The 21,012-nt window shown below is 72.8% G+C and carries 15 protein-coding genes; 6 read left to right on the forward strand and 9 right to left on the reverse strand.

Going from position 1 to position 21,012, the window contains the following annotated elements; all coding sequences use genetic code 11:
- Positions 1-182: 182 nt before the first annotated feature.
- The 5 genes from pepN (WA762_RS15585) to pepN (WA762_RS15605) all read right to left on the reverse strand — a co-directional run bounded on the left by pepN (WA762_RS15585) (position 183) and on the right by pepN (WA762_RS15605) (position 11,803).
- Positions 183-2,765, reverse strand: coding sequence for an aminopeptidase N (pepN, locus tag WA762_RS15585; RefSeq protein ID WP_335936296.1), 2,583 nt, complete (start codon positions 2,763-2,765; stop codon positions 183-185).
- Between the two features lie 190 nt (positions 2,766-2,955).
- A complete protein-coding gene (locus WA762_RS15590; protein ID WP_335936297.1) occupies positions 2,956-3,984 on the reverse strand; it encodes an aspartate-semialdehyde dehydrogenase in 1,029 nt (342 codons plus the stop codon).
- A gap of 273 nt (positions 3,985-4,257) precedes the next feature.
- Positions 4,258-7,569: a S8 family serine peptidase gene (locus WA762_RS15595; protein WP_335936298.1), complete on the reverse strand. Its 3,312-nt coding sequence runs from the start codon at positions 7,567-7,569 to the stop codon at positions 4,258-4,260.
- A gap of 326 nt (positions 7,570-7,895) precedes the next feature.
- On the reverse strand, positions 7,896-8,981 hold the full coding sequence (locus WA762_RS15600; protein WP_335936299.1) for a hypothetical protein: 1,086 nt from the start codon (positions 8,979-8,981) through the stop codon (positions 7,896-7,898).
- A 188-nt stretch (positions 8,982-9,169) separates the two neighbouring features.
- The gene (gene pepN / locus WA762_RS15605; RefSeq protein ID WP_335936300.1) at positions 9,170-11,803 is read right to left on the reverse strand and encodes an aminopeptidase N; all 2,634 of its coding nucleotides are present in this window, start codon (positions 11,801-11,803) and stop codon (positions 9,170-9,172) included.
- A 147-nt stretch (positions 11,804-11,950) separates the two neighbouring features.
- Here pepN (WA762_RS15605) and WA762_RS15610 point away from each other — a divergent pair, with 147 nt between their 5' ends.
- Positions 11,951-12,601 (forward strand): mycothiol-dependent nitroreductase Rv2466c family protein, encoded by a 651-nt coding sequence (locus tag WA762_RS15610; protein WP_335936301.1) that lies wholly within the window; start codon positions 11,951-11,953, stop codon positions 12,599-12,601.
- 128 nt (positions 12,602-12,729) lie between these two features.
- Here the strand turns inward: WA762_RS15610 and WA762_RS15615 are convergent, their stop codons facing one another.
- The gene (locus WA762_RS15615) at positions 12,730-13,263 is read right to left on the reverse strand and encodes a DUF4240 domain-containing protein (protein ID WP_335936302.1); all 534 of its coding nucleotides are present in this window, start codon (positions 13,261-13,263) and stop codon (positions 12,730-12,732) included.
- Between the two features lie 170 nt (positions 13,264-13,433).
- Between WA762_RS15615 and WA762_RS15620 the strand changes: the two genes are divergently transcribed.
- Positions 13,434-13,892, forward strand: a complete 459-nt coding sequence (locus tag WA762_RS15620) for a GNAT family N-acetyltransferase (protein WP_335936303.1) — start codon at positions 13,434-13,436, stop codon at positions 13,890-13,892.
- Here the strand turns inward: WA762_RS15620 and WA762_RS15625 are convergent.
- Positions 13,879-15,270 carry an MFS transporter gene (locus tag WA762_RS15625; RefSeq protein ID WP_335936304.1) on the reverse strand — a complete coding sequence of 464 codons (1,392 nt, stop codon included), beginning with the start codon at positions 15,268-15,270 and terminating at the stop codon, positions 13,879-13,881. The genes WA762_RS15620 and WA762_RS15625 overlap by 14 nt on opposite strands.
- A 61-nt stretch (positions 15,271-15,331) precedes the next feature.
- Between WA762_RS15625 and WA762_RS15630 the strand changes: the two genes are divergently transcribed.
- The 3 genes from WA762_RS15630 to WA762_RS15640 all read left to right on the forward strand — a co-directional run bounded on the left by WA762_RS15630 (position 15,332) and on the right by WA762_RS15640 (position 18,635).
- Positions 15,332-16,348: an ArsR/SmtB family transcription factor gene (locus WA762_RS15630; RefSeq protein WP_335936305.1), complete on the forward strand. Its 1,017-nt coding sequence runs from the start codon at positions 15,332-15,334 to the stop codon at positions 16,346-16,348.
- Between the two features lie 111 nt (positions 16,349-16,459).
- A complete protein-coding gene (locus WA762_RS15635) occupies positions 16,460-17,431 on the forward strand; it encodes a hypothetical protein (RefSeq protein ID WP_335936306.1) in 972 nt (323 codons plus the stop codon).
- A 469-nt stretch (positions 17,432-17,900) separates the two neighbouring features.
- Positions 17,901-18,635 carry a hypothetical protein gene (locus WA762_RS15640; protein ID WP_335936307.1) on the forward strand — a complete coding sequence of 245 codons (735 nt, stop codon included), beginning with the start codon at positions 17,901-17,903 and terminating at the stop codon, positions 18,633-18,635.
- Between the two features lie 40 nt (positions 18,636-18,675).
- Here WA762_RS15640 and WA762_RS15645 read toward each other — a convergent pair whose 3' ends face one another.
- Both WA762_RS15645 and WA762_RS15650 read right to left on the reverse strand, forming a co-directional pair.
- Positions 18,676-19,515: an MOSC domain-containing protein gene (locus tag WA762_RS15645; RefSeq protein WP_335936308.1), complete on the reverse strand. Its 840-nt coding sequence runs from the start codon at positions 19,513-19,515 to the stop codon at positions 18,676-18,678.
- Entirely contained in the window at positions 19,512-20,162 is a 651-nt protein-coding gene (locus tag WA762_RS15650; RefSeq protein ID WP_335936309.1) for a CatB-related O-acetyltransferase, read from the reverse strand. The genes WA762_RS15645 and WA762_RS15650 overlap by 4 nt, the downstream gene beginning before the upstream one ends.
- Before the next feature lie 75 nt (positions 20,163-20,237).
- Between WA762_RS15650 and WA762_RS15655 the strand changes: the two genes are divergently transcribed.
- Positions 20,238-20,903, forward strand: coding sequence for an O-methyltransferase (locus tag WA762_RS15655; RefSeq protein ID WP_335936310.1), 666 nt, complete (start codon positions 20,238-20,240; stop codon positions 20,901-20,903).
- Positions 20,904-21,012 lie beyond the last annotated feature (109 nt).

A 21,012-nucleotide genomic window follows, 5' to 3' on the forward strand; every position in this document is an offset into this window, starting at 1 on the left:
GATCGCGGCCGTCGCGGCGGCCGAGGGGCTGCCGCTCCACGCGCGCGATCCGGACGGTCCGCAGGGCCGTGACGGAGACCGGGGCGCGGCGCGACCGAGCGGGTCGGACCACGGGAACGGGGGCGCCCCCGACCGTCCTGACGACGGTCCGGGGCGCCCCCGTTCTTCCGTGCGGGGCCGCGTTACGCCGTGGCCGCCGCCGCGTCCGCCGCGCGGGCCTTCAGCGCGCGTTCCACGCCGGAGCGCGACTCGGAGACCAGGCGGCGCAGGGCCGCGTTCGGGCGGGCCGAGGAGAGCCAGGCGTCCGTGGCCTCCAGGGTCTCCTCGGCGACCTGGACCGCCGGGTAGAGGCCGACGGCGATCTGCTGGGCCATCTCGTGGCTGCGGGACTCCCACACGTCCTTGACCGCCGCGAAGAACTTCTCCGTGTACGGGGCCAGCAGCTCGCGCTGGTCGGTCTGGACGAAGCCGGCGATGACCGCCTCCTGGACGGCGTTCGGAAGCTTGTCGGACTCGACGACCGAGGCCCACGCCTCCGCCTTCGCCGCCTCCGTCGGGCGGGCCGCGCGGGCGGTCGCCGCGTGGCGCTCGCCCGCCGCCGTCCGGTCGCGCTCGTACTCGCCGGCGATCTCGTCCTCCTCGTACACGCCGGTCGCGGCGAGCCGCTCGACGAACGCCCAGCGCAGCTCGGTGTCGACGGCCAGACCCTCGATGGTCTCCTTGCCGTCGAGCAGCGAGGCCAGCAGGTCCAGCTGCTGCGGGGTGCGGGCGGTCGCCGCGAAGGCGCGGGCCCAGGCCAGCTGGTGGTCGCTGCCCGGCTCCGCCGCGCGCAGGTGGGCGAGGGTCGCCTCGGTCCACCGGGTCAGACCGGCCTCGCGCCACTCCGGCGCCGCGTACAGGTCCAGCGCCAGCTTCACCTGGCGGTGCAGCGACTGGACGACGCCGATGTCCGACTCCTTGCCGATGCCGGAGAGCACCAGGGAGAGGTAGTCGCGGGTGGCCAGCTCGCCGTCGCGGGTCATGTCCCAGGCGGAGGCCCAGCACAGGGCGCGGGGCAGGGACTCGGCGAAGTCGCCCAGGTGCTCGGTGACGAACCGCAGCGACTCCTCGTCGAGCCGGACCTTGGCGTACGAGAGGTCGTCGTCGTTGAGCAGGATCACGGCCGGGCGGGCGGCGCCGGCCGGGAACGGCACGGCGGTGCGCTCGCCGTCGACGTCCAGCTCGATCCGGTTCGTACGGACCAGCTTGCCGGAGCCGGCGGTGTCGATGTCATAGCAGCCGACCGCGATCCGGTGCGGGCGCAGCACCGGCTCGCCCTTCGCGCCGGCGGGCAGCGCGGGAGCCTCCTGGAGCACGGCGAACGAGGTCACGCGGCCGTTCTCGTCCGTCTCGATCTCCGGGCGCAGGACGTTGATGCCCGCCGTCTCCAGCCACGCCTTCGACCAGGTCTTCAGGTCGCGGCCGGAGGTCTCCTCCAGCGCGCCCAGCAGGTCGGACAGGCGGGTGTTGCCGTAGGCGTGCGCCTTGAAGTACGCCTGGACGCCCTTGAAGAACTCGTCCATGCCGACGTACGCCACCAGCTGCTTGAGCACCGAGGCGCCCTTGGCGTACGTGATCCCGTCGAAGTTGACCAGCACGTCGTCCAGGTCACGGATGTCCGCCATGATCGGGTGCGTGGACGGCAGCTGGTCCTGGCGGTACGCCCAGGTCTTCATGGAGTTGGCGAACGTCGTCCAGGAGTGCGGCCACTTGGAGCCCTCCGCGTACGCCTGGCAGGCGATCGACGTGTACGTGGCGAACGACTCGTTCAGCCACAGGTCGTTCCACCACTCCATGGTGACGAGGTCGCCGAACCACATGTGGGCCAGCTCGTGCAGGATGGTCTCGGCGCGCGTCTCGTACGCCGCGTCCGTCACCTTCGAGCGGAACACGTACTGGTCGCGGATGGTGACCGCGCCCGCGTTCTCCATCGCGCCCGCGTTGAACTCCGGGACGAAGAGCTGGTCGTACTTGGCGAACGGGTAGTCGTAGTCGAACTTCTCCTGGAACCAGTCGAAGCCCTGCCGGGTGACCTCGAAGATCGCGTCCGCGTCCAGGAACTCGGCCAGCGACGGGCGGCAGTAGATGCCGAGCGGAACGGTCCGGCCGTCCTTCTCGTAGCTGCTGTGCACCGCGTGGTACGGGCCGGCGATCAGCGCGGTGATGTACGTCGAGATGCGCGGGGTCGGCTCGAAGGACCAGACGTCGTCGCGCGGCTCGGGCGTCGGCGAGTTCGAGATCACCGTCCAGCCCTCCGGAGCCTTCACGGTGAACCGGAACGTCGCCTTCAGGTCGGGCTGCTCGAAGCTCGCGAAGACCCGCCGGGCGTCCGGCACCTCGAACTGGGTGTAGAGGTACGCCTGCTGGTCGACCGGGTCGACGAAGCGGTGCAGGCCCTCGCCCGTGTTGGTGTACGCGCAGTCGGCGACGACCTTCAGCTCGTTGGAGCCCGCGAGCAGGTCCGGGAGCGCGATGCGCGAGTCCTGGAACACGGCGGCGACGTCGAGCGCCCGGCCGTTCAGCTCGACCTCGTGCACGGCAGGGGCGACCAGGTCGATGAAGGTCTCCGCCCCGGCCTCGGCGGAGTCGAAGCGCACCGTGGTCACGGACCGGTAGGTGCCGCCCTCCTGCGCTCCCGAGAGGTCGAGATCGATCTCGTACGCGTCCACGGTCAGCAGGCGCGCCCGCTCCTGTGCCTCTTCGCGGGTCAGATTCGTGCCAGGCACGCGGTCATCTCCTTGGGTGTGACGTTTTCGGTCATCCTTCCACGTCGCATGCCCGTCCGAGATCGACGCCGCCCTGCGGCGGCGTCCCGCCCTCTGACGGGCGCCTCGGCGGACGACCCCGGCGCGGATGCGGAAGGGCGGCCGCCGGAGCACCGGTGGCCGCCCTTCGCACAGCGCGTACGGGAACGCGTCAGCCCTTCAGCTCCGCCGCGACCAGCTCCGCGATCTGCACCGCGTTCAGCGCCGCGCCCTTGCGCAGGTTGTCGTTGGAGACGAAGAGCGCCAGGCCGTTCTCCACGGTCTCGTCGACCCGGATCCGGCCCACGTACGAGGCGTCCCGGCCGGCGGCCTGGAGCGGGGTGGGGATCTCGGAGATCTCGACGCCCGGGGCGTCCTTCAGCAGCTCGTAGGCACGCTCGACGCCGATCGGGCGGGCGAAGCGCGCGTTGACCTGGAGCGAGTGGCCGGAGAAGACCGGCACCCGGACGCAGGTGCCGGACACCTTCAGCTCCGGGATCTCCAGGATCTTGCGGGACTCGTTGCGGAGCTTCTGCTCCTCGTCGGTCTCGAAGGAACCGTCGTCCACGATCGAACCCGCCAGCGGCAGCACGTTGAAGGCGATCGGGCGCTTGTAGACGGCGGGCTCGGGGAAGTCGACGGCCGCGCCGTCGTGGGTGAGCCGGTCCGCGTCGGCGACGACCTTGGACGCCTGGCCGTGCAGCTCGGCGACGCCGGCCAGCCCGGAACCGGACACCGCCTGGTACGTGGCGACCGTCAGCGCCTCCAGGCCGGCCTCCTCGTGCAGCGGGCGCAGCACGGGCATGGCGGCCATCGTGGTGCAGTTCGGGTTGGCGATGATGCCCTTCGGCCGGTTCGCGATCGCGTGCGGGTTGACCTCGGAGACCACCAGGGGGACCTCGGGGTCCCTGCGCCAGGCGGAGGAGTTGTCGATGACCACGGCGCCCTGCGAGGCGACCTTCTCGGCCAGCGCCTTCGAAGTCGCGCCGCCGGCCGAGAACAGCACGATGTCCAGTCCGGTGTAGTCGGCCGTCGAGGCGTCCTCGACGGTGATCTCGCGGCCCTCCCAGTCGATCGTGGAACCCGCGGAGCGCGCGGAGGCGAACAGCCGCAGCTCGTCGACCGGGAACTTCCGCTCGGCCAGGATCCCGCGCATGACTGTGCCGACCTGACCGGTGGCGCCGACGATTCCGACCTTCACGGGGACTCCTTCGAACGTACGAACTGGCACGGTTGCCGCTCCATGATGCGTATGTCCACGGCTTCCTTGTCCAATCCATTGTCCGGGGTACGGACAGTGCCCGCTCGGCCGACCGTTTCCGGGGCGTACCGGACAGCCGCCGCGGGCCGCGCCCGGGGCGGGCACGGCGGTGGGGCGGGGGCTCCGCCGAGCCCCCGCCCCACTGTCGTACGGATCACATGCCGGTTCCGGACACCGGTACGGGCCGTTCGCCCGTACCGGTGTCCGGCGGCGTCACTGCGTGACCTTCTCGATCACCACGCTGCCGGTGCCCGCGGCGGTGCCGCGGCTGTTCACCAGGTGGACCTCGCCGAAGAACTGCCGGCCCTCGGGGGCCGGACCGGCGACCGAGACCTCGGCACCGATCTCGGCGACGGCGCCGTTGGCCAGGTTCACGGCCTCCGACTCGTCGACCTTGATCGTGCCGAGCGACGGCGCATAGTACACGTCGCGGTAGTCGTACGTGGTGGTCCCGGCCGGGACGGAGTAGCCGTGGACGACGACGGTGTACGTGCCGGCGGCGGGCTTCGCCAGGCTGACCGCCTCCTCGGACCCGGCCGTGGTGGACTTGCCGACCTGGGTGTTGCCCTTGAAGACGTACAGGTCCAGGTCCGCGTTGGTGTCCGACGTACCGCCGATGGCGACGTCCAGCTTCTCGACGCCCTCACCGATGGTGACCTCGAACTCCTGCTCGTCGCCCGTCCTGATCGACGGCTTGGCGACCTTGGCCGAGCCCAGCGAGCCGCCCTTGAGCGAGCCCACCAGGTCACCGGCGTTGTTGGTGGCCTTCCAGGTCACCGCGGCGGGCGTGCCGATCTTCGCCTCGGCGATGGTCTGCACCGCCGGGTCGAAGGTGGCGCCCAGCAGCGAGACGTCCAGCTTGTACGGGTTGTCCAGCAGCGGCGAGGTGCGGCGCGCCTCGACCTCGATCTCCCAGACGCCCGGCTGCGGGTCCTTGTAGGAGCGCACGTCGGGGCGGCAGGTGTTGGCCGGGTTCTCGTAGTTCGGGTAGCAGTAGATGGTGGAGCTGTCCTCCATCTGTACCCCGTACGGGTGAATCGAGATGAAGCGGGTCTGGCTGCCGGAGCGCAGACCGCTCATCGCGACCTCAAGGGTCTTGGCGCCCTCCGGGACGGTGAGGAAGTACGAGGTGCTGCTGTTGCGCTGCACCGAGCCGGACGCCTTGAACGCGTAGGACGGCTTCTTCAGCTCGGTGGAGACGACGACCGTGCTGAGGATCTGCTGGTCCACGCCGGCGGTCTTCTTGTCGTCCACGAGCAGGATCGCGCTGTGCACGCCCGTGCTGCCCGGCTTCGCCTGGACCTTCACCGTGACCGGCTGGTCCAGCGGGAGGGAGACGGAGGACGGGCCGACCAGCTTGAAGGTGCCGTCGTTGTTCTTCCAGGACAGCTGGTGCTTGACGGCCTTGTCCGGACCCGTGGTGCGGGTGATCGTGACGTCGTACGTCTTCTTCTGGCCGACCTTGAGGCCGCCCTCGCGGTCGTAGAGGCCGGTGCCGAAGCCGGGGGTCTTGAGCGCGAAGTCGATCGCGGTGTCGACCGGGGCCTTCACCGAGTACTCGTGCGCCGGGGCGCCCTGCTTCTCGATCAGCTTCCAGGCGCCGACGATGTCGATCAGACCGGCGCCCTGGGCGTGCGCGGGCACGTCCTTGATGTGGGTGGCGGTGCTGGTCAGCGCGGTGCGCAGGTCGGCCGGCGGAAGCTCGATGTGCTTCTGCTTCGCGGCCGACAGCAGCAGCGCGGTGGCGCCGGCGGCCTGCGGGGAGGCCATCGAGGTGCCCTGGAGCATGGAGTAGCCGGCCGGCAGGCTGTAGCCCGCCTCCTTGACCGGGCCGCCGGGCAGCCAGGTCTGGGTGGTGTTGATCGCGGCGCCGGGGGCCGTCAGGGTCGGCGTGAAGCCGCCGTCCTCACGCGGGCCGCGCGAGGAGAACGGCATCATGTCGTACTTCTTGGTGACGTTCGAGCCGTAGTTGGCGGCCCAGGTCTCCTTGGAGATGGACGCGCCGACGGAGATCACGTGGTCGGCGAGGCCGGGGTCGCCGATGGTGTTGACGCCCGGGCCGTCGTTGCCGGCCGAGATGACCAGCTGGACGCCGTAGATGTCGATGAGCCGCTTGTAGAGCTCCGCGCGGGCGTTGTTGCCGTCGTTCAGCGGCGGCAGGCCGCCGATCGACATGTTGACGACGTCGACGCCGCGGTTCACGACGAGGTCGATCATGCCCTCGGTGAGCGCGATGTTGGTGCAGCCGCCGGACCAGGTGCAGGCGCGCGAGGAGACGATCTTCGCGCCCGGCGCGGCGCCGTTCATCTTGCCGCCGAACAGGCCGTTCGCGGCGGTGATGCCCGCGACGTGGGTGCCGTGTTCGCTCTCGATGACGCCGATGCTGACGAAGTCGGCCTTGGCGCCCGCCGCGTTGTAGACGACGTTCTTGCGCGTCTCCACGGTGAACGGGATGCGCTCGGCGACGTCGGTGCGCGGGTCGTCCTCGCCGAAGTAGCCGACCTGGTGCTTCTCCTTGTACGGCTTCATGGCCGTGTCATTGGTGAAGTCGCCGTCGTCGTTCAGGTCGACGCGCACCTCGCCGGTGACCGGGTCGTACAGCACGGCCCACACGTCGGTGGTGTCGCCGTCGCGGTTCAGGTCGCCCGCCATGTCGCCGCCCTTGGTGGCGGCCTCGGCGAACAGGCTGATCCGGTAGTCGCCCTTGGGCGCCTTGTACGAGCGTCCCTTGTAGGTGAACGCCGGGCCGGACACCGAGTCGGTCATCCGCAGCCAGGTGCCGTCGCCGTCGCTGACCGGGTCGGTCGCGGTCACCCAGTCGACGATCTTGCGCTCGCCCGTGGTGGTCTTCTGCAGCGCCGGGTGGCCGACGTCGACGCCCGAGTCGAGGATGCCGATGGTGATCCCGCGGCCGTCGGCCTTGGGGTGCTGCTGGACGAAGTCGACCGCGCCCGTCTCGAAGGACGGGTTGTACGGGTTCTTCGCCGGGGTCTTCCTGTCCGGCGCCGGGTAGCTGCCGGTGGCCTTCGTCTTCGGGGAGGACCCGTTGGCGCGGTCGCCCGCGGGCGTCGGGTCGTCGAGCTTGATCTCCTGCTTGAGATCGATGCCCTGGACGGACGACAGCTTGGAGGCGGCCCTGATGGTCTTCTCGGCGGTCGCGGTGGGCACGGTGGCCCGCACATAGCCGAGCTTGTCGTAGGTGCGCCCCAGCACGGAGCCCTCGACGGAGTCCAGCTGCTCGGCGACCTGGGCGGTCTTGCCGGGCGTGGTGGCGACCATCATCGTGATGTTCTTCTCGCCCTTGGCCTTGGCCTTGGCCAGGACTTCGGCGTCGGTCGCACCGAGCTTGTCCGCCGAGGCGTCCTCGGTGGAGGACTTGACGGGCCCGGGCGCGGGGTTGTCGACGGCGAAGACGGGGGCCGCACCGGTGGCGGCCAGCGCGGCCACCAGGCCTGCCGCGGCCGCCACTCGGGCCACGCGTCTTGCCCCGGGTATGAGACTGGGGGACTCGGAGGTCATCAGCATCCCTGAGATTGATCGAGACAGTCCGGAATTCGGTACCGGATGACCGCTCACCCTTTCGTAAATGACAGGGGTTTGTGGAGAGTTGTAGGGGGCGAGATGTGTACATGGCGGCATCCCGCCATCTGAGCTGATGTGCCATCAGGGATGAAGTGATGCAAAAGCGGTCGCTGTGACGGGTGCGCGACGCGGTGCTTACTCGACAGGCCATGCTCCTGGCAAGAGGTGTTTTCGGCATGGCGCATACACGGCGATCGCGTGTCCCGGGCGGTGTGTTCGGTTCCGCACGCTCCCCGAGGGTGCGCGTACGCGGCCGGGCGCGCCGGCGCTCAGCGGGGCAGGACCACCAGGCGGACGGCCGTCCCGCGGCCCGCCGCCAGCGCCGTGCGCACCGCGGCCGCCTGCCGGGCGGGCGCGTCGAGCAACTGCCCCGGCACGAGAGGGACGACGGCGACCCCCAGCCGTTCCAGCCGCTCCCGCCGGGCGGCGCGCGCGGACCGCCGGTCGTCGGGCCCCCGCCGCCGGTCGTCGTCGGTCCCGCCGCGCCCGGGCGCCCCGGCGTCGAGCACCACGGCCACCGCGTGCTCGGGCCAGTACGCGTCCACCGCGCCCAGACGCGCGCCCCCGGGGAGCCGCAGATCCACGTTCCACAGCGGATCCGGCAGCCCGTACGAGCGCACCAGGGCGTACAGCCGGCCCTCCGCCCGGGCGCGGCCCTCGGCCAGCAGCGAGTCGACCGTGTCCGCCACCGGGGCGCGCCCCAGCAGCCCGGCCCGGCGCAGCTCGCCCACCACGGCGGCCGGTTCGCCGTGGCCGCCGCGGATCGCCTCGACGAGCAGCCGGCGCACCGCCGAGGCGTCCGGGAGCCCCGCCACGGCGTCCGCCAGCGCCCGTTCCACCGGCGCCACGGGCAGCCCGCGCACCTGCTCGGGGCGCGGGCGGTCGCCGGACCGCACCAGGCGCACGTCCCGCAGCGAGCGCAGCCGGCGGGTGCGCGGCACGAGCACGTCGATCCGCTCCGACGCGCCGAGCGGCGCCGCCGTCACGAAACCGTGCAGGGCGAGCGCGGCGAGCCCCGTGATCATGGCCTCCCCGTACCCGGGGTCCGCGCCGGGCCGCGCCCGGCCGTCCGCCGTCCCGTCCGCCGCCCCGCGGGCGCCCCGGCGCCGGGAGAGCGGCGGGCGGCCCGCGTACAGCAGGGCGGAGCGCAGCCGCTCCTCGTCGGACGGCGGCCCCGGGTGCAGGACGTACACGCCGGGCAGCGGCTGCTGCCACGGACCGCCGGCCCCGCACCGCGCCGCGGCCTGGGCGGCGGAGACGCCGTATGCCCTCAACTGCGCCTCGGACACGACGCGTCGGCGGACGTCGTCGGTGATGCGGAAGCGGCAGGGGAAGGGCGGAGTGTTCTGGGTCATGCTTCCGGGTATGCCGCATCCGGCCGCGCCGCCAACCCCTTGTTACACACCCGTCGGCAATTCAGGACGACGCCGTCCTGAAGTACGCGCGTCCGGCGGCCGGAAAAGGGCCGTCCCGGCGGGAGGACACCCCGCCGGGACGGCCCCGGGGCAGCCGGGCCGGGCGGACCCGGAACCGGCCGCCCGCGTCAGACGCCGGCCGGCGCGGTCGCGCCCGCGTCGCACGCCTGGGCCCGCAGCGCCCGGGCCAGGTCGTCCCGCGCCTCCAGCACCAGCCGCCGCAGCGCCGGCGCCGCGTCCGCGTGGCCGGCCAGCCAGGCGTCCGTCGCCTCCAGCGTCGCCGGGCTGTCCTGGAGCGACGGGAACAGGCCCCGCACCACGTTCATCCCGGTCTGGATCGACCGCTCGGCCCACAGCCGCTCGATCGCGGCGAAGTACTTCTCCGCGTACGGCGCCAGCAGGTCGCGCTGCGAGGGCTGCTCGAAGCCCGCGATCGTGGCCTCCGCCAGCGCGTTGGACAGCGCGTCCGACTCCACGACGTCCGCCCAGGCGCGCGCCTTCACCTCGGCGGAGGGCCGCGAGGCCAGGCACCGCACCTGGTGCCGCTCCCCGGACGCGGTGTCGTCACGGGTCAGCTCGGCGTCGATCACCGACGCGTCGACCGCCCCGTGCGCGGCCAGCGGCGACAGGAACGCCCACCGCAGCTCCTGGTCCACGTCCAGCCCGTCGACCCCGGCCGAGCCGTCGAGCAGCCCCTTCAGCAGCCGGAAGTCCTCCTCCGACTCGGCGACCGACGCGAAGAACCGCGCCCAGGCCAGCTGGTGCTCGCTGCCCGGCTCGGCGATCCGCAGCTCCCGCAGCGCGCCCTCGGACAGCGCCCGGCCGCCCTCCTCGCGCCACTGGGGCGCCGCGTAGTGGGTCAGGGCCGTCCGGGTCCAGGCGTGCAGCATCTGGAGGACGCCGATGTCGGACTCCCGGCCCGAGAAGGCCAGCACCAGGGAGACGAAGTCACGGGCCGGCATCAGCCCGTCGCGCGTCATGTTCCACAGCGCCGACCAGCACAGCGCCCGCGCCAGGGGATCGGTCAGGTCCCCGAGGCGCTCCCGCAGCGTGGCCAGCGACCCCTCGTCGAAACGGACCTTGCAGTACGTCAGGTCGTCGTCGTTGACCAGGATCAGCTCCGGCCGCTCCGCCCCGGTCAGCTCCCCGACCACCGTGCGCGGCCCCGCCACGTCCGTCTCGGCGCGCGCGTACCGCACCAGGCTCCCGTCGGCGTCCCGGCGGTACAGCCCGACCGCCACCCGGTGCGGGCGCAGCTCCGGGTGGGACCCGGCCGCCTCCTGGAGGACGGCGAGCTCGGTGATCCGGCCCGCCGCGTCGTACGTCGCCACGGGCGTCAGCGAGTTGACGCCCGCGGTCTGCAGCCAGGAGCGCGACCAGGCGGTCATGTCGCGGCCGGACGTCTCGGCCAGCACCGACAGCAGGTCGTCCAGCCGGGTGTTGCCGTAGGCGTGCTTCTTGAAGTAGCGCCGGGCGCCCTCCAGGAACGCCTCCCGCCCCACGTACGCCACCAGTTGCTTCAGCACCGAGGCGCCCTTGGCGTATGTGATGCCGTCGAAGTTCAGCTTGGCGTCCTCCAGGTCACGGATGTCGGCCGTGACCGGGTGGGTGGACGGCAGCTGGTCGGCGCGGTACGCCCATGACTTGCGGTTGTTGGCGAAGGTGATCCAGCCGTCCTCGAACCGGGTCGCCTCCACCATCGCGAAGACGCCCATGAAGTCCGCGAACGACTCCTTCAGCCACAGGTCGTCCCACCACCGCATGGTGACCAGGTCGCCGAACCACATGTGCGCCATCTCGTGCAGGATGACGTTGGCCCGGCTCTCGTACGACGCCTGCGTCACCTTGCCGCGGAAGATGTACTCCTCGCGGAACGTGACGCAGCCCGGGTTCTCCATCGCGCCCAGGTTGTACTCCGGCACGAACGCCTGGTCGTACTTCCCGAACGGGTACGGGTAGTCGAAGTGGTCGTGGAAGAAGTCCAGGCCCTGCTTGGTGACGAGGAAGACGTCGTCCGCGTCGAAGTGCTTGGCGAGCCCCTTGCGGCACATCGCGCCGAGCGGGATCTCCAGCGTCGTGCCGTCGTCGAACGCGCGGCTGTAGGAGTCGGTGACGTAGTGGTACGGACCCGCGACGACCGCCGTGATGTACGTCGAGATCGGCTTGGTCTCGGCGAACCGCCACACCCCGCCGTCCCGCGACTCGACGGCCCCGTTGCTCCAGACCGTCCAGTCCTCGGGCGCCGCGACCTCGAAGCGGAAGGGGGCCTTCAGGTCGGGTTGCTCGAAGTTCGCGAAGACCCGGCGCGAGTCGGCCGGCTCGTACTGCGTGTAGAGGTAGACCTCGCCGTCCTCCGGGTCGACGAAGCGGTGCATGCCCTCACCGGTCCGGCTGTACGCGCACTGCGCGTCGACCACCAGCAGGTTCTCGCCCTCCGGGAGGTCGTCCAGCGCCACCCGCGTCCCGTCGAAGACGGCGGCGGGGTCGAGCGGCCGCCCGTTGAGCGTCACCGCGTTCACGCTCGGCGCCACCAGGTCCGCGAAGGTCGACGCCCCCGCCCGCGCGGTGCGGAACCGGATCGTCGTCACCGAGCGGAAGGTCGGCGAGCCGGAGGGGGCGCCGTCGCCGGAGCCGCCCTCCCCGCCGGACCCACCGGAGCCGCCGACGGCCGACCGCAGGTCGAGAACGACCTCGTATCCGTCGACGCTCAGCAGCTCGGCCCGTTCGCGGGCCTCGTCGCGGGACAGGTTCTCACCGGGCACGGGCACACTCCTTTGTGGTCACGTTCCTTTGGGTACGTTCGAATACTTTGATCCTCCCACGCCGCCGCCGGGCCCGGCGTGCGGGAATGGCCCGAGCACCCGAAGGCGTTCTCGCGCACAGGTGTGCACGCCCCGATGAGGAGAGACATGTCTGAGAACACCGCGGCGACCGGCAGGACCCCCGTCGACTTCTGGTTCGACCCGCTCTGCCCCTGGGCGTGGATGACCTCCCGCTGGATGCTGGAGGTGGAGAAGGTCCGTGACGTCGAGGTCCGCTGGCACGTGATGAGCCTGGCCGTCCTCAACGAGGACAGGCTCGACGAGCTGCCCGAGGAGTACCGGGACATGCTGGAGAACCAGGCGTGGGGCCCGGTCCGCGTGGTCGTCGCCGCCCAGCAGAAGCACGGCGACGACATCGTCGGCCCGCTCTACACCGCCCTCGGCACCCGCTTCCACAACCAGGGCGAGGGTGCCACCCGCGAGGCGATCGCGGGCGCGCTGGAGGACGTCGGCCTGCCCGCCGAGCTGGCCGACTACGCGGACTCCGGCGCGTACGACGCCGAGCTGCGCGCCTCCCACAAGGAGGGCATCGACAAGGTCGGCCAAGACGTCGGCACCCCGGTCATCGCCGTCCCGGGCGCGGACGGCGAGCAGATCGCCTTCTTCGGCCCGGTCGTCACCCCCGCCCCCAAGGGCGAGGAGGCGGCGAAGCTGTGGGACGGCACGCTGCTGGTCGCGTCGATCCCGGGCTTCTACGAGATCAAGCGGACCCGGACGCAGGGCCCGATCTTCGACTGAGCCGGAACGGGCGGTCGGACGGCCTCCCCGGGCGGCTTCCGCCCCCCGGTCCCGGCCCCGCACAGGTGCGCGGGACCGGGGACCGACGGGCGCCGTCCCTCCTCGGGGCGGGAGCCCGCCCGGGGCCGTCACCCGCACAGCGCGGCCACCTTCGGCAGCCGGGAGGCCACCCGCTCCGTGTCCTCGAAGTCGAAGTCCCACTCCGGGTCCAGGGCGGGGTAGCGGACCGAGAACGAGCCGCCGGGCAGGTTCTCGCCGGTGGCCGCCCGATGCGCCTCCCAGGCCACCGCGAGCATCCGCTCGCACTCCACCTCCTCGCCCTCCGCCGCCGCGGCCCGGATCTCCGGCAGTCCGGCCAGCGCGTCCGGATCGGCGACGACCCGCTCGAACACCTCCCGGCCCTGCGCCATGAGCCAGCCCCGGAAGTACTCGAAGCCGTCGTCGGAGCAGCCGCCGTTGATCAGGTACGCCGCCGCCCACAGCGGGGCCCGGTAGGAGGCGGCCATCAGGTCCCACACCAGCTGCTGCGCGGCGACGATCTCCTCCGGGGGCCGGGCGGCGAGCAGTTCGCAGGCCCGTACGACGACGGTCTCCGCGTCCGCCGGTTCCCCGGCCCCGGCGCGGGCCTCGTCGATCAGGTGCCAGAAGTCCGTGGTGTCCATGAGGCACAGCATGGATCATGGGTCCGACAGTCCCGCTCCCGTCGGGCCTCCGAAGGCCGAGTCCCCGAAGGAGGCCGGGCGGAGCGGCGGCCGCCGGGGCCGGACCGGGGACCGGCGAGCCGGACGACGGCGGGACCGGAGACGGGACCGGGGGAGAAGGGGAAGCGGACATGGACCTGCGACCGGCACGGGCGCACGAGGCGGAGCTGCTCAGCGAGCTGGCCCTGGCGTCGAAGGGGCACTGGGACTACGACGAGGCGTTCCTCGCCGCCTGCCGCGAGGAACTCACCCTGCGCCCGGACGAGATCGAGCGCCGCCGGACGACGGTCGCGGAGGAGGGCGGACGGGTCCTCGGCTTCGCCACCCTGGAGGGCGCCCCGCCCGCGGGCGCGCTCGGCATGATGTTCGTCGCCCCGGAGGCGATCGGCCGGGGCGCCGGACGCCTCCTGTTCGAGCACATCGGGGCGGAGGCCCGCCGCCTCGGCTTCACCCGCCTCACCATCGACGCCGACCCGAACGCGGAGCCGTTCTACCGGGCGATGGGCGCGGTCCGGATCGGGGAGACCCCGTCCGGCTCGATCCCCGGCCGTGTGCTGCCGCTGATGGAGTACGCGGTCACCCCGCGCTGACCCCCTGCGGGTCGCCGGGGCCCGTTTCCCCGGCGCCGCCGTCCCCGGCGTTCGTGTCCCCGGCGTTCGTGTCCGCCGTGCCGGTGTCCGCCGCGCCGGCGGCCCGCGCGCCCGCGATCCGTGCCCCGGCGTCACCGCCCGCGGCCCCGCTGCCCGCGGCGCCACCGCCCGGCGCACCGGCGTCGCCCGCCTCGGCGTCCCGGCGGCCCGCCGCCGCCAGGACCAGGGTGACCGTGAGGGAGGCTCCCGCCATCACGGCCATCGCCGTCCCCGGCGAGGTCCACTCGGCGACGGTCCCGGCGAGCCCCGCGGCGACGCCCTGCAGGGTGAGCATGCCGGAGGAGTGCAGCCCCAGCGCGTGGCCGCTGATCTCGTCCGGGGTCAGGTCCATCAGACGCTGCTGGAGCAGCAGGCTCGCCGCGAACCCGACCGAGGCCGGCGCGGCCAGCGCGAGCGCCAGGGGCAGCGCCGGACGCGCGGCGAACAGCAGGTACGGGGCCGCCAGGAGCAGCAGCAGCGCGGTGGCCGCCCACTGCCCGGACCCCGGCCCGTGCGCCCGTTCCCGCAGGCGCGGCGCGACGAACCGGCCCACCGCCGTGTCCCCGGCCAGCATCCCCAGCGCGGCACAGGCGAACAGCAGCCCCGCGTGCCCGGGGGCGTACGGGACGAACAGCGACTCGCAGCCGACGACCAGCCCGTTCGGCACCCAGAGCGCGAGATACGTCCGGCGGCGCGGGCCCGAGGACCACAGCACCCGGTTGACCCGCCAGGTCGCGGCGACCGAGGGCCGCCCGGAGGCCCGGGGCGGGCGGCGCGCCAGCCCGAACCGGGCGGCGGCCGCCCCGGCGAGATAGAGGACGGCGGCGACCAGCAGCGCACCGCGCGCGGTCAGCGCCGCCACCAGGAGCCCGCCGATCGCGTACCCGCCGACCTGAGCCAGCCCGGTGCACATGTTCAGCACCGAACGCCCCAGCAGATAGCCGTCCCTGGGCAGGATCTCGTTCAGCAGCCCGTACCGCACCCCGCCGCCCACCGCGGCGACCACCCCTTCCGCCAGGACGATCGCGAAGACGGCCGGCAGCGGAAGCCCGGGGACGGCCAGCACGGCGGTGGCCGCCCCGAAGGCGAGCGCCATGCCGGTCATCGCGGCCCGCGGCGGCAGCCGGTCCGCCGCGGACATCAGCACGGTCGCCCCGATCACCTGGGCCAGCGAGGAACCGAACATGGACAGGGCGGCCAGCAGCGGCGAGTCGGTCGCGGAGTAGACGAGGGCGCCCAGGGCCGGCCCGCTCATCGTCGACGCGGCGACCTGGACGGCGCTGAGCGCGAAGAGCGGCCGGAACTGGGGCGCCCGGAAGAGGTCCCGGTAGGTGCGCATGCGGGGAGTCTCGGCGGCGGTCCGCGCGGGCCGTTACTGTTTCGCGCGGAGGCGAAACGTCATGGGGCTGTGGGAGATCAGCGCGGACACCCTCGCGGGCGGCCGGTTCGTGGTCTCGCCGCTCGCCGAGACCGTCGCCGCCCTCAAGTCCCTGGAACGCGGACGGCCCGAGCATCCCGGCGAACGCGCCTGGCTCGACGCCCATCTGCCCGCCTACCGGGCGCGGCGGGCCGCCGACCCGGTGGCCGCGCTCCTCGTCCCGACGGCGCTCTGCGGCAGCTGGAACGCGGACTTCATCACCCCCACCCCGAAGGGCGAGGGCGCCCCGTCCTTCGAGGAGGAGCTGGCCGCCGTCCGGGCCACCTCGCCCGAGCGCGCCCGCGCCGACGTGGTGGTGTCCCTGGGCGGGCGCCCGCTCCCGGAGCCCCTGGTCCGCGACGACCTGGCCGGGCGCGCCGCCGACGTGCTGCACTGGGTCTGGCACCACACCGTGCTGCCCGGCTGGCCGCGCCGCCGCCGGATCATCGAGGCGGACATCGTCGAGCGGACCGGACAACTGGGCCGGCACGGCTGGGCCGCCGCCCTCAGCGGGCTGCGCCCGGGGATGCGGTGGCTGGGGGACGGCCGGCTCCGGATCAACGCGCACGACCACCCGCCGAAGCGGCTGTCCGGGGCGCGACTCTTCTTCGTTCCGGTCACCCAGAAGGCGGGCTGGGTGTCCTGGGCCGACGACGCCCTGCGGTACGCGATCGTCTACCCCTGCTCGGGCGCCCTGGCCGACGCGGACCGGGCGTCGGCGCCGGAGCCCCTGGGCCGGCTGCTGGGTCCGGCGCGGGCGGCGGTCCTGGTCCTCCTCGCCCGCCCCAAGAGCACCACCCAGCTCGTCGCGCTGACCGGCCAGGGCCTGGGCTCGGTCGGCCGCCACCTCAGGGTGCTGCTGGACTCGGGCCTGATCGACCGCCGCCGAGCGGGCCGGTCGGTGCTGTACTTCCGTACGGACGTGGGGGACGCGCTGGTGAACGCCCGGCGCGACGACCGGGCGGGCGGGCGTCCCGCCGCCCCCTCGGCCTGGGCATAGGCTTGCGGGGAGCGCAGCGGGACAGGGAGACGGCGGGCATCGAACGTCCGTCGTCCGGACCGCAGTTGAGCGCACGCGAACGACAAGGGGCCGAGCGAGGGGGGAAGGACCATGACGGACCGGGGCGGCAAGCGCGGCGGTGACAGCGGCACGGGCGGCGGGGGCGGCACGGGCGGCGGACGGCGGCGGGCGGCGGACCCGGCCGGACTGGGCCGGCTCCTCGCGTCCTACCGGGAACGCCCGACGATGGGCAAGCTCGCCATGACCGTCGTCCCGGCGGTCGCGTTCTCCCTGTTCCTGGACGAATCCCTCGCCACGCACGGCGTCGGACACCTCATATTCGACGCCGTCTGCCTCCTGCTGTCCGTATGGGGAGCGGTCAGGCTGATCCGTTCCTTCGTCTCCTGGCTGGACCTGTACGAGGACGGCATCGTCTACCGGGGCAGGCGCGGGGTGCGGTGGGCGTACGCCTGGGAGGACATCCACGACGTCACGCTGTCCCGCGAGGCCACCTACCTCGGCGGGTCGTCGCGGCCCGTGTCGGACAAGATCGTCGCGCGTCTGTACACGGCGAACGAGGGAATCGCCTGCCAGCTCTCCGGTAACTACTTCATCTCCGACAGCGGCGGCGGCTTCCTGCGCACGTTCTTCCGGTCCCGGGGCAGCCTGACGCCGATGTTCGGCGGGATCATCGACCGCGTCGTCGAGGCGCGGGTACGGCTCATCCTGAGCGAACTGGCCGGGGGCGGCGACGTCCGCTATCCCCCCTTCGAGATCGGCGCCACGTACCTCTACGTCGACGGCGCCGCCGACGAGATCCCCTGGGACGAGGTCACCCGGATGACCGTGGAGGCCCAGCAGATCGCCGTCACCGTCCCCCACCTCCAGCGCCGCATGGAAGGCATCAAGCTCAAGGCGGACGGCACCCGCGGGAACTACCGGGTCGGCCGGGACAACACCCTGTACATCGGGACCAAGGACATGCACCAGTGCCAGAAGGCCATCATCTGGTCCGTCATGGCCCACATCGCGGACTCCCTGGACGCGGACCGGGACAAGGGAGCGGACACGGAATCGCGGTGACCGCCGGTCGCGTGATCCGCACCGGAACCCTGGTCCGGCAAGCACCGCGAGCGGTCGCGCGGCCCGCCGTCGTCGAGGCCGCCGGCGGGCGGAAGACCTCGGGCATGAGGATCGGCGCCGCCGCCCATCACCTGGTGGCCGGCACCCGAATACCGCTCACGTGGGGCGGGGGACAGTGCCTGCGTCCGGTCACATGAACGCCGGGTGCCGGGGCGACCGGGTGACGGGATCGCCCGGCAGGAGACGGCATTTGGCCGGCTCCCGCCCCCGGAGCGTCGAGCCACCCATCGCCCGTGCGGTCAAGAGCGTTCATTCAGCCAGCATCATCGCGGAACCGGACATACCGCGTGAGGTGCGCCAACAGGGTCTATTCCGCCTGGTAGTCATGGCCTGTCGTACTGACCCCCGCCGGGTACGCATGGCCTCGTAGGAGGGGCGTGCACCGGCATGCCGGAACGAGGTATGCCCTGTGAGGTTGTTCCGCCGCGCCATCGGACGGTCCGCCGCCGTCCTCGCCACAGCGCTCGCCGCCGTGCTCGCCCTGACCCCGTTCGGTGGCACCGCCGCCGCGGCGCCGGCCGCGCCCGCACCCGCCGCGGCCCCGGCCACCGCCGCGGCCGTGGGGCCCGTCAGGCTCCACGTCGCGGGCTTCGGCAGCGGCCCGCTGAACGTTGCCGTGCAGTCCGCCCGGGAGACCGGACTCGATGCCGCGGTCGCCCGTGGCTTCGCGCGCTCCGACTGCCAGGTGAGCGCCGGCCCCGCCGTCGTCAACACGCTGCCGAACGGGTGGGTGCAGGTGCACATCGAGTACCTGTGCACCGGTGAGCCCCACGTGGGTTCCCCGACCTTCGTGCTCAAGCGCTACCACAAGAGCTCCGACACCCTGAGCACCCCGTGGGACGCCCCCGTCGGCTACGACCTCCAGGGCCCGCTGGGCACCCTGTACACCGAGCCCGAGCCGGACACCGTGCCCCTCTATCTCTGTCAGGTGCGTGGTGATCACTTCGCCACCACCGACGTCGGCTGCGAGGGGCAGACGTATGTGACGCGCCTCGGCTGGCTGTACGCCGCACCGCCCGCCGGGACGTCGACGCTGCCGCTGCTGCGCTGCCTGCGCAAGGAGAACCGGCAGATCTTCGAGTCCCACCAGGCCGACTGCGAGGGGCAGATCATGGGCGGGCTGCTCGGCTACCTCCTGCCCTGACCAGCCCTTCGCTCGCCCCGGCCCGTTCCGGTCCGGGCCTTCAGCGGCTGAGCCACTCCACGACCTCGACCGCGTCCCCGACGCTCACCACGCCCTCCCGCACCACCGCGTTCTTGGCGCCGAAGCTGACCTTGTTCTTGAACTCCGGTTCGCGGCGGTACGTCGACAGGGTGCGGATCGGCTCCGGGCCCGCGCGGCGGCCGGTGCGCTGGTCGACCATGGGGACGGCGCAGCGGGTCGCCCGTACGGAGTGCGCGAGTTCCACCGTGCCGAGGGTCATCCGGCGCACCCGGTCCTCGAAGTGCGGTTCGTCGTCGCCGGCCAGGACGATGTTGGCGCGGAAGCGGTCCATCGGGATGGGCGTCGCGTCGCCTCGGTCGGCGATGCGGGCGTTGAGGCCGTCGAGGGAGGCCGTCGAGGCGACCAGCACCGCGTGCGCGTCGGCGAAGTTGACCTTGCCGGGGGTGTCGCCCCAGCCGTCCCGGTCGAAGCCGGGCACCACCCGTACCAGGCGGGACGGGGCGCCGAGGGCGTCCGAGAACCACTCCGCGACCTCGTCCCCCTGGTCGGCGGCGACGCCGAGCGGGCGGTCGAACATGCTGACCTCGCGGCGCGGGCCGTCCGGGTCGACGTCCAGCCGCAGCGGCTCGACTCCCTCGGCGGACAGCGCCAACGCCGCGCCCCCGGCCAGGACTTCGACCCCGATCGCGGCCATCGCGGGGTGCGTGCGCTGGCTGCGGAACGCGCCGTCCGCCGTGTCGACCACCATGAACGTGCGGTCGTGTTCGAGGCCGGTCCCCAGCACCCGGGCGGAGCCGACGGCGGTTCCGGCGCAGCCCTTGACCGGGTAGTAGGCGAGCTCGCGGACGGTGATGGTCACGGCGTCCCCTCCGGGGCGGCGGCTTCGAGCTCGTCGACGCCGCCGGACATGACGGTGCGGATGTGGCGGGTGAGGTGGTCGACGGGCCAGTCCCACCAGGCCACGGCGAGCAGCCGGGCGACGGTCTCCTCGTCGTAGCGGGTGCGGATCAGCCGGGCCGGATTCCCGCCGACTATTCCGTAGTCGGGCACGTCGGAGGCGACGACCGAACCCGCGCCGATGATCGCGCCGTGCCCGATCCGCACGCCGGGCAGCACCGTGGCGCCGTACCCGAACCAGACGTCGTTGCCGACGACCGTGTCGCCCCGGCTCGGCAGCCCGGTGAGCAGGTCGAAGTGCTCGGCCCAGGAACCGCCCATCGACGGGAACGGGAACGTGGACGGACCGTCCATGCGGTGGTTGGCGCCGTTCATGAGGAACCGCACCCCGGTCCCCAGTGCGCAGAACTTCCCGATGACCAGCTTCTCCGGGCCGTAGTGGTACAGCACGTTGCGGGTCTCGAACGCGGTCGCGTCGTCCGGGTCGTCGTAGTACGAGAAGTCCCCGACCTCGATCAGGGCGGACGTCACCAAGGGCTTCAGCAGGACGACCCGGGGCTGTCCGGGCATGGGGTGCAGCACGGTGGGATCGGCGGGCAGGAGAGGCATGGGCCCATCATCGCATTCCCCGGCATGAGGTAGGTTCCTTTTGGGAACTATATGGATCCGACGAGAGGGGCGGGCATGGAACCGGCGTGGGCCGAGGTCGACGACTACTTCAACGGGCTGCTGCTGGGCGCGGACGAGGCCCTGGACGCGGCCGTGGCCGCCAGCGAGGAGGCGGGACTCCCCGCCATCCAGGTCGCCGCCAACCAGGGCAAGCTGCTGCAGATGCTGACCCGGCTGCAGGGCGCGCGCACGGTGCTGGAGATCGGCACCCTGGGCGGATACAGCACGATCTGGCTGGCGCGGGCGCTGCCCGAGGGCGGCAGGGTCGTCACCCTGGAGGCCGACCCGGCGTACGCGGAGGTCGCCCGGGCGAACATCGCGCGGGCGGGGCTCGCGCACGTCGTCGACGTCCGGGTCGGCCCGGCGCTCGACACGCTGCCGGAGCTCGCGGCGGAGGGGCAAGGACCGTTCGACGTCGTGTTCATCGACGCCGACAAGCCGAGCAACCCGGAGTATCTGGCCTGGTCGCTGAAGCTGACCCGGCCCGGCAGCCTGATCGTCGCGGACAACGTGGTGCGCGACGGCGAGGTGGCCGACGCCGGGAGCGACGACCCGAAGGTGCGGGGCGTGCGCCGGTTCACCGAACTCGTCGCGGCCGAGCCGACGCTGACCGCGACCGCACTGCAGACGGTCGGCGCCAAGGGCTACGACGGCCTGCTGCTGGCCCTGGTCACCGGCTGACCCGCCAGGCGCCGCGCGCCCGGCGCAACAACCGGCCGACCGGGCGCGCGGCGGTCCCCCGGCACGGTCGGAGGCCCCGCGGCGTCCTCGGCCGGGCCGTGGCCCCCGA

Source organism: Streptomyces tyrfis (assembly GCF_037034285.1).
Lineage (GTDB): Bacteria > Actinomycetota > Actinomycetes > Streptomycetales > Streptomycetaceae > Streptomyces.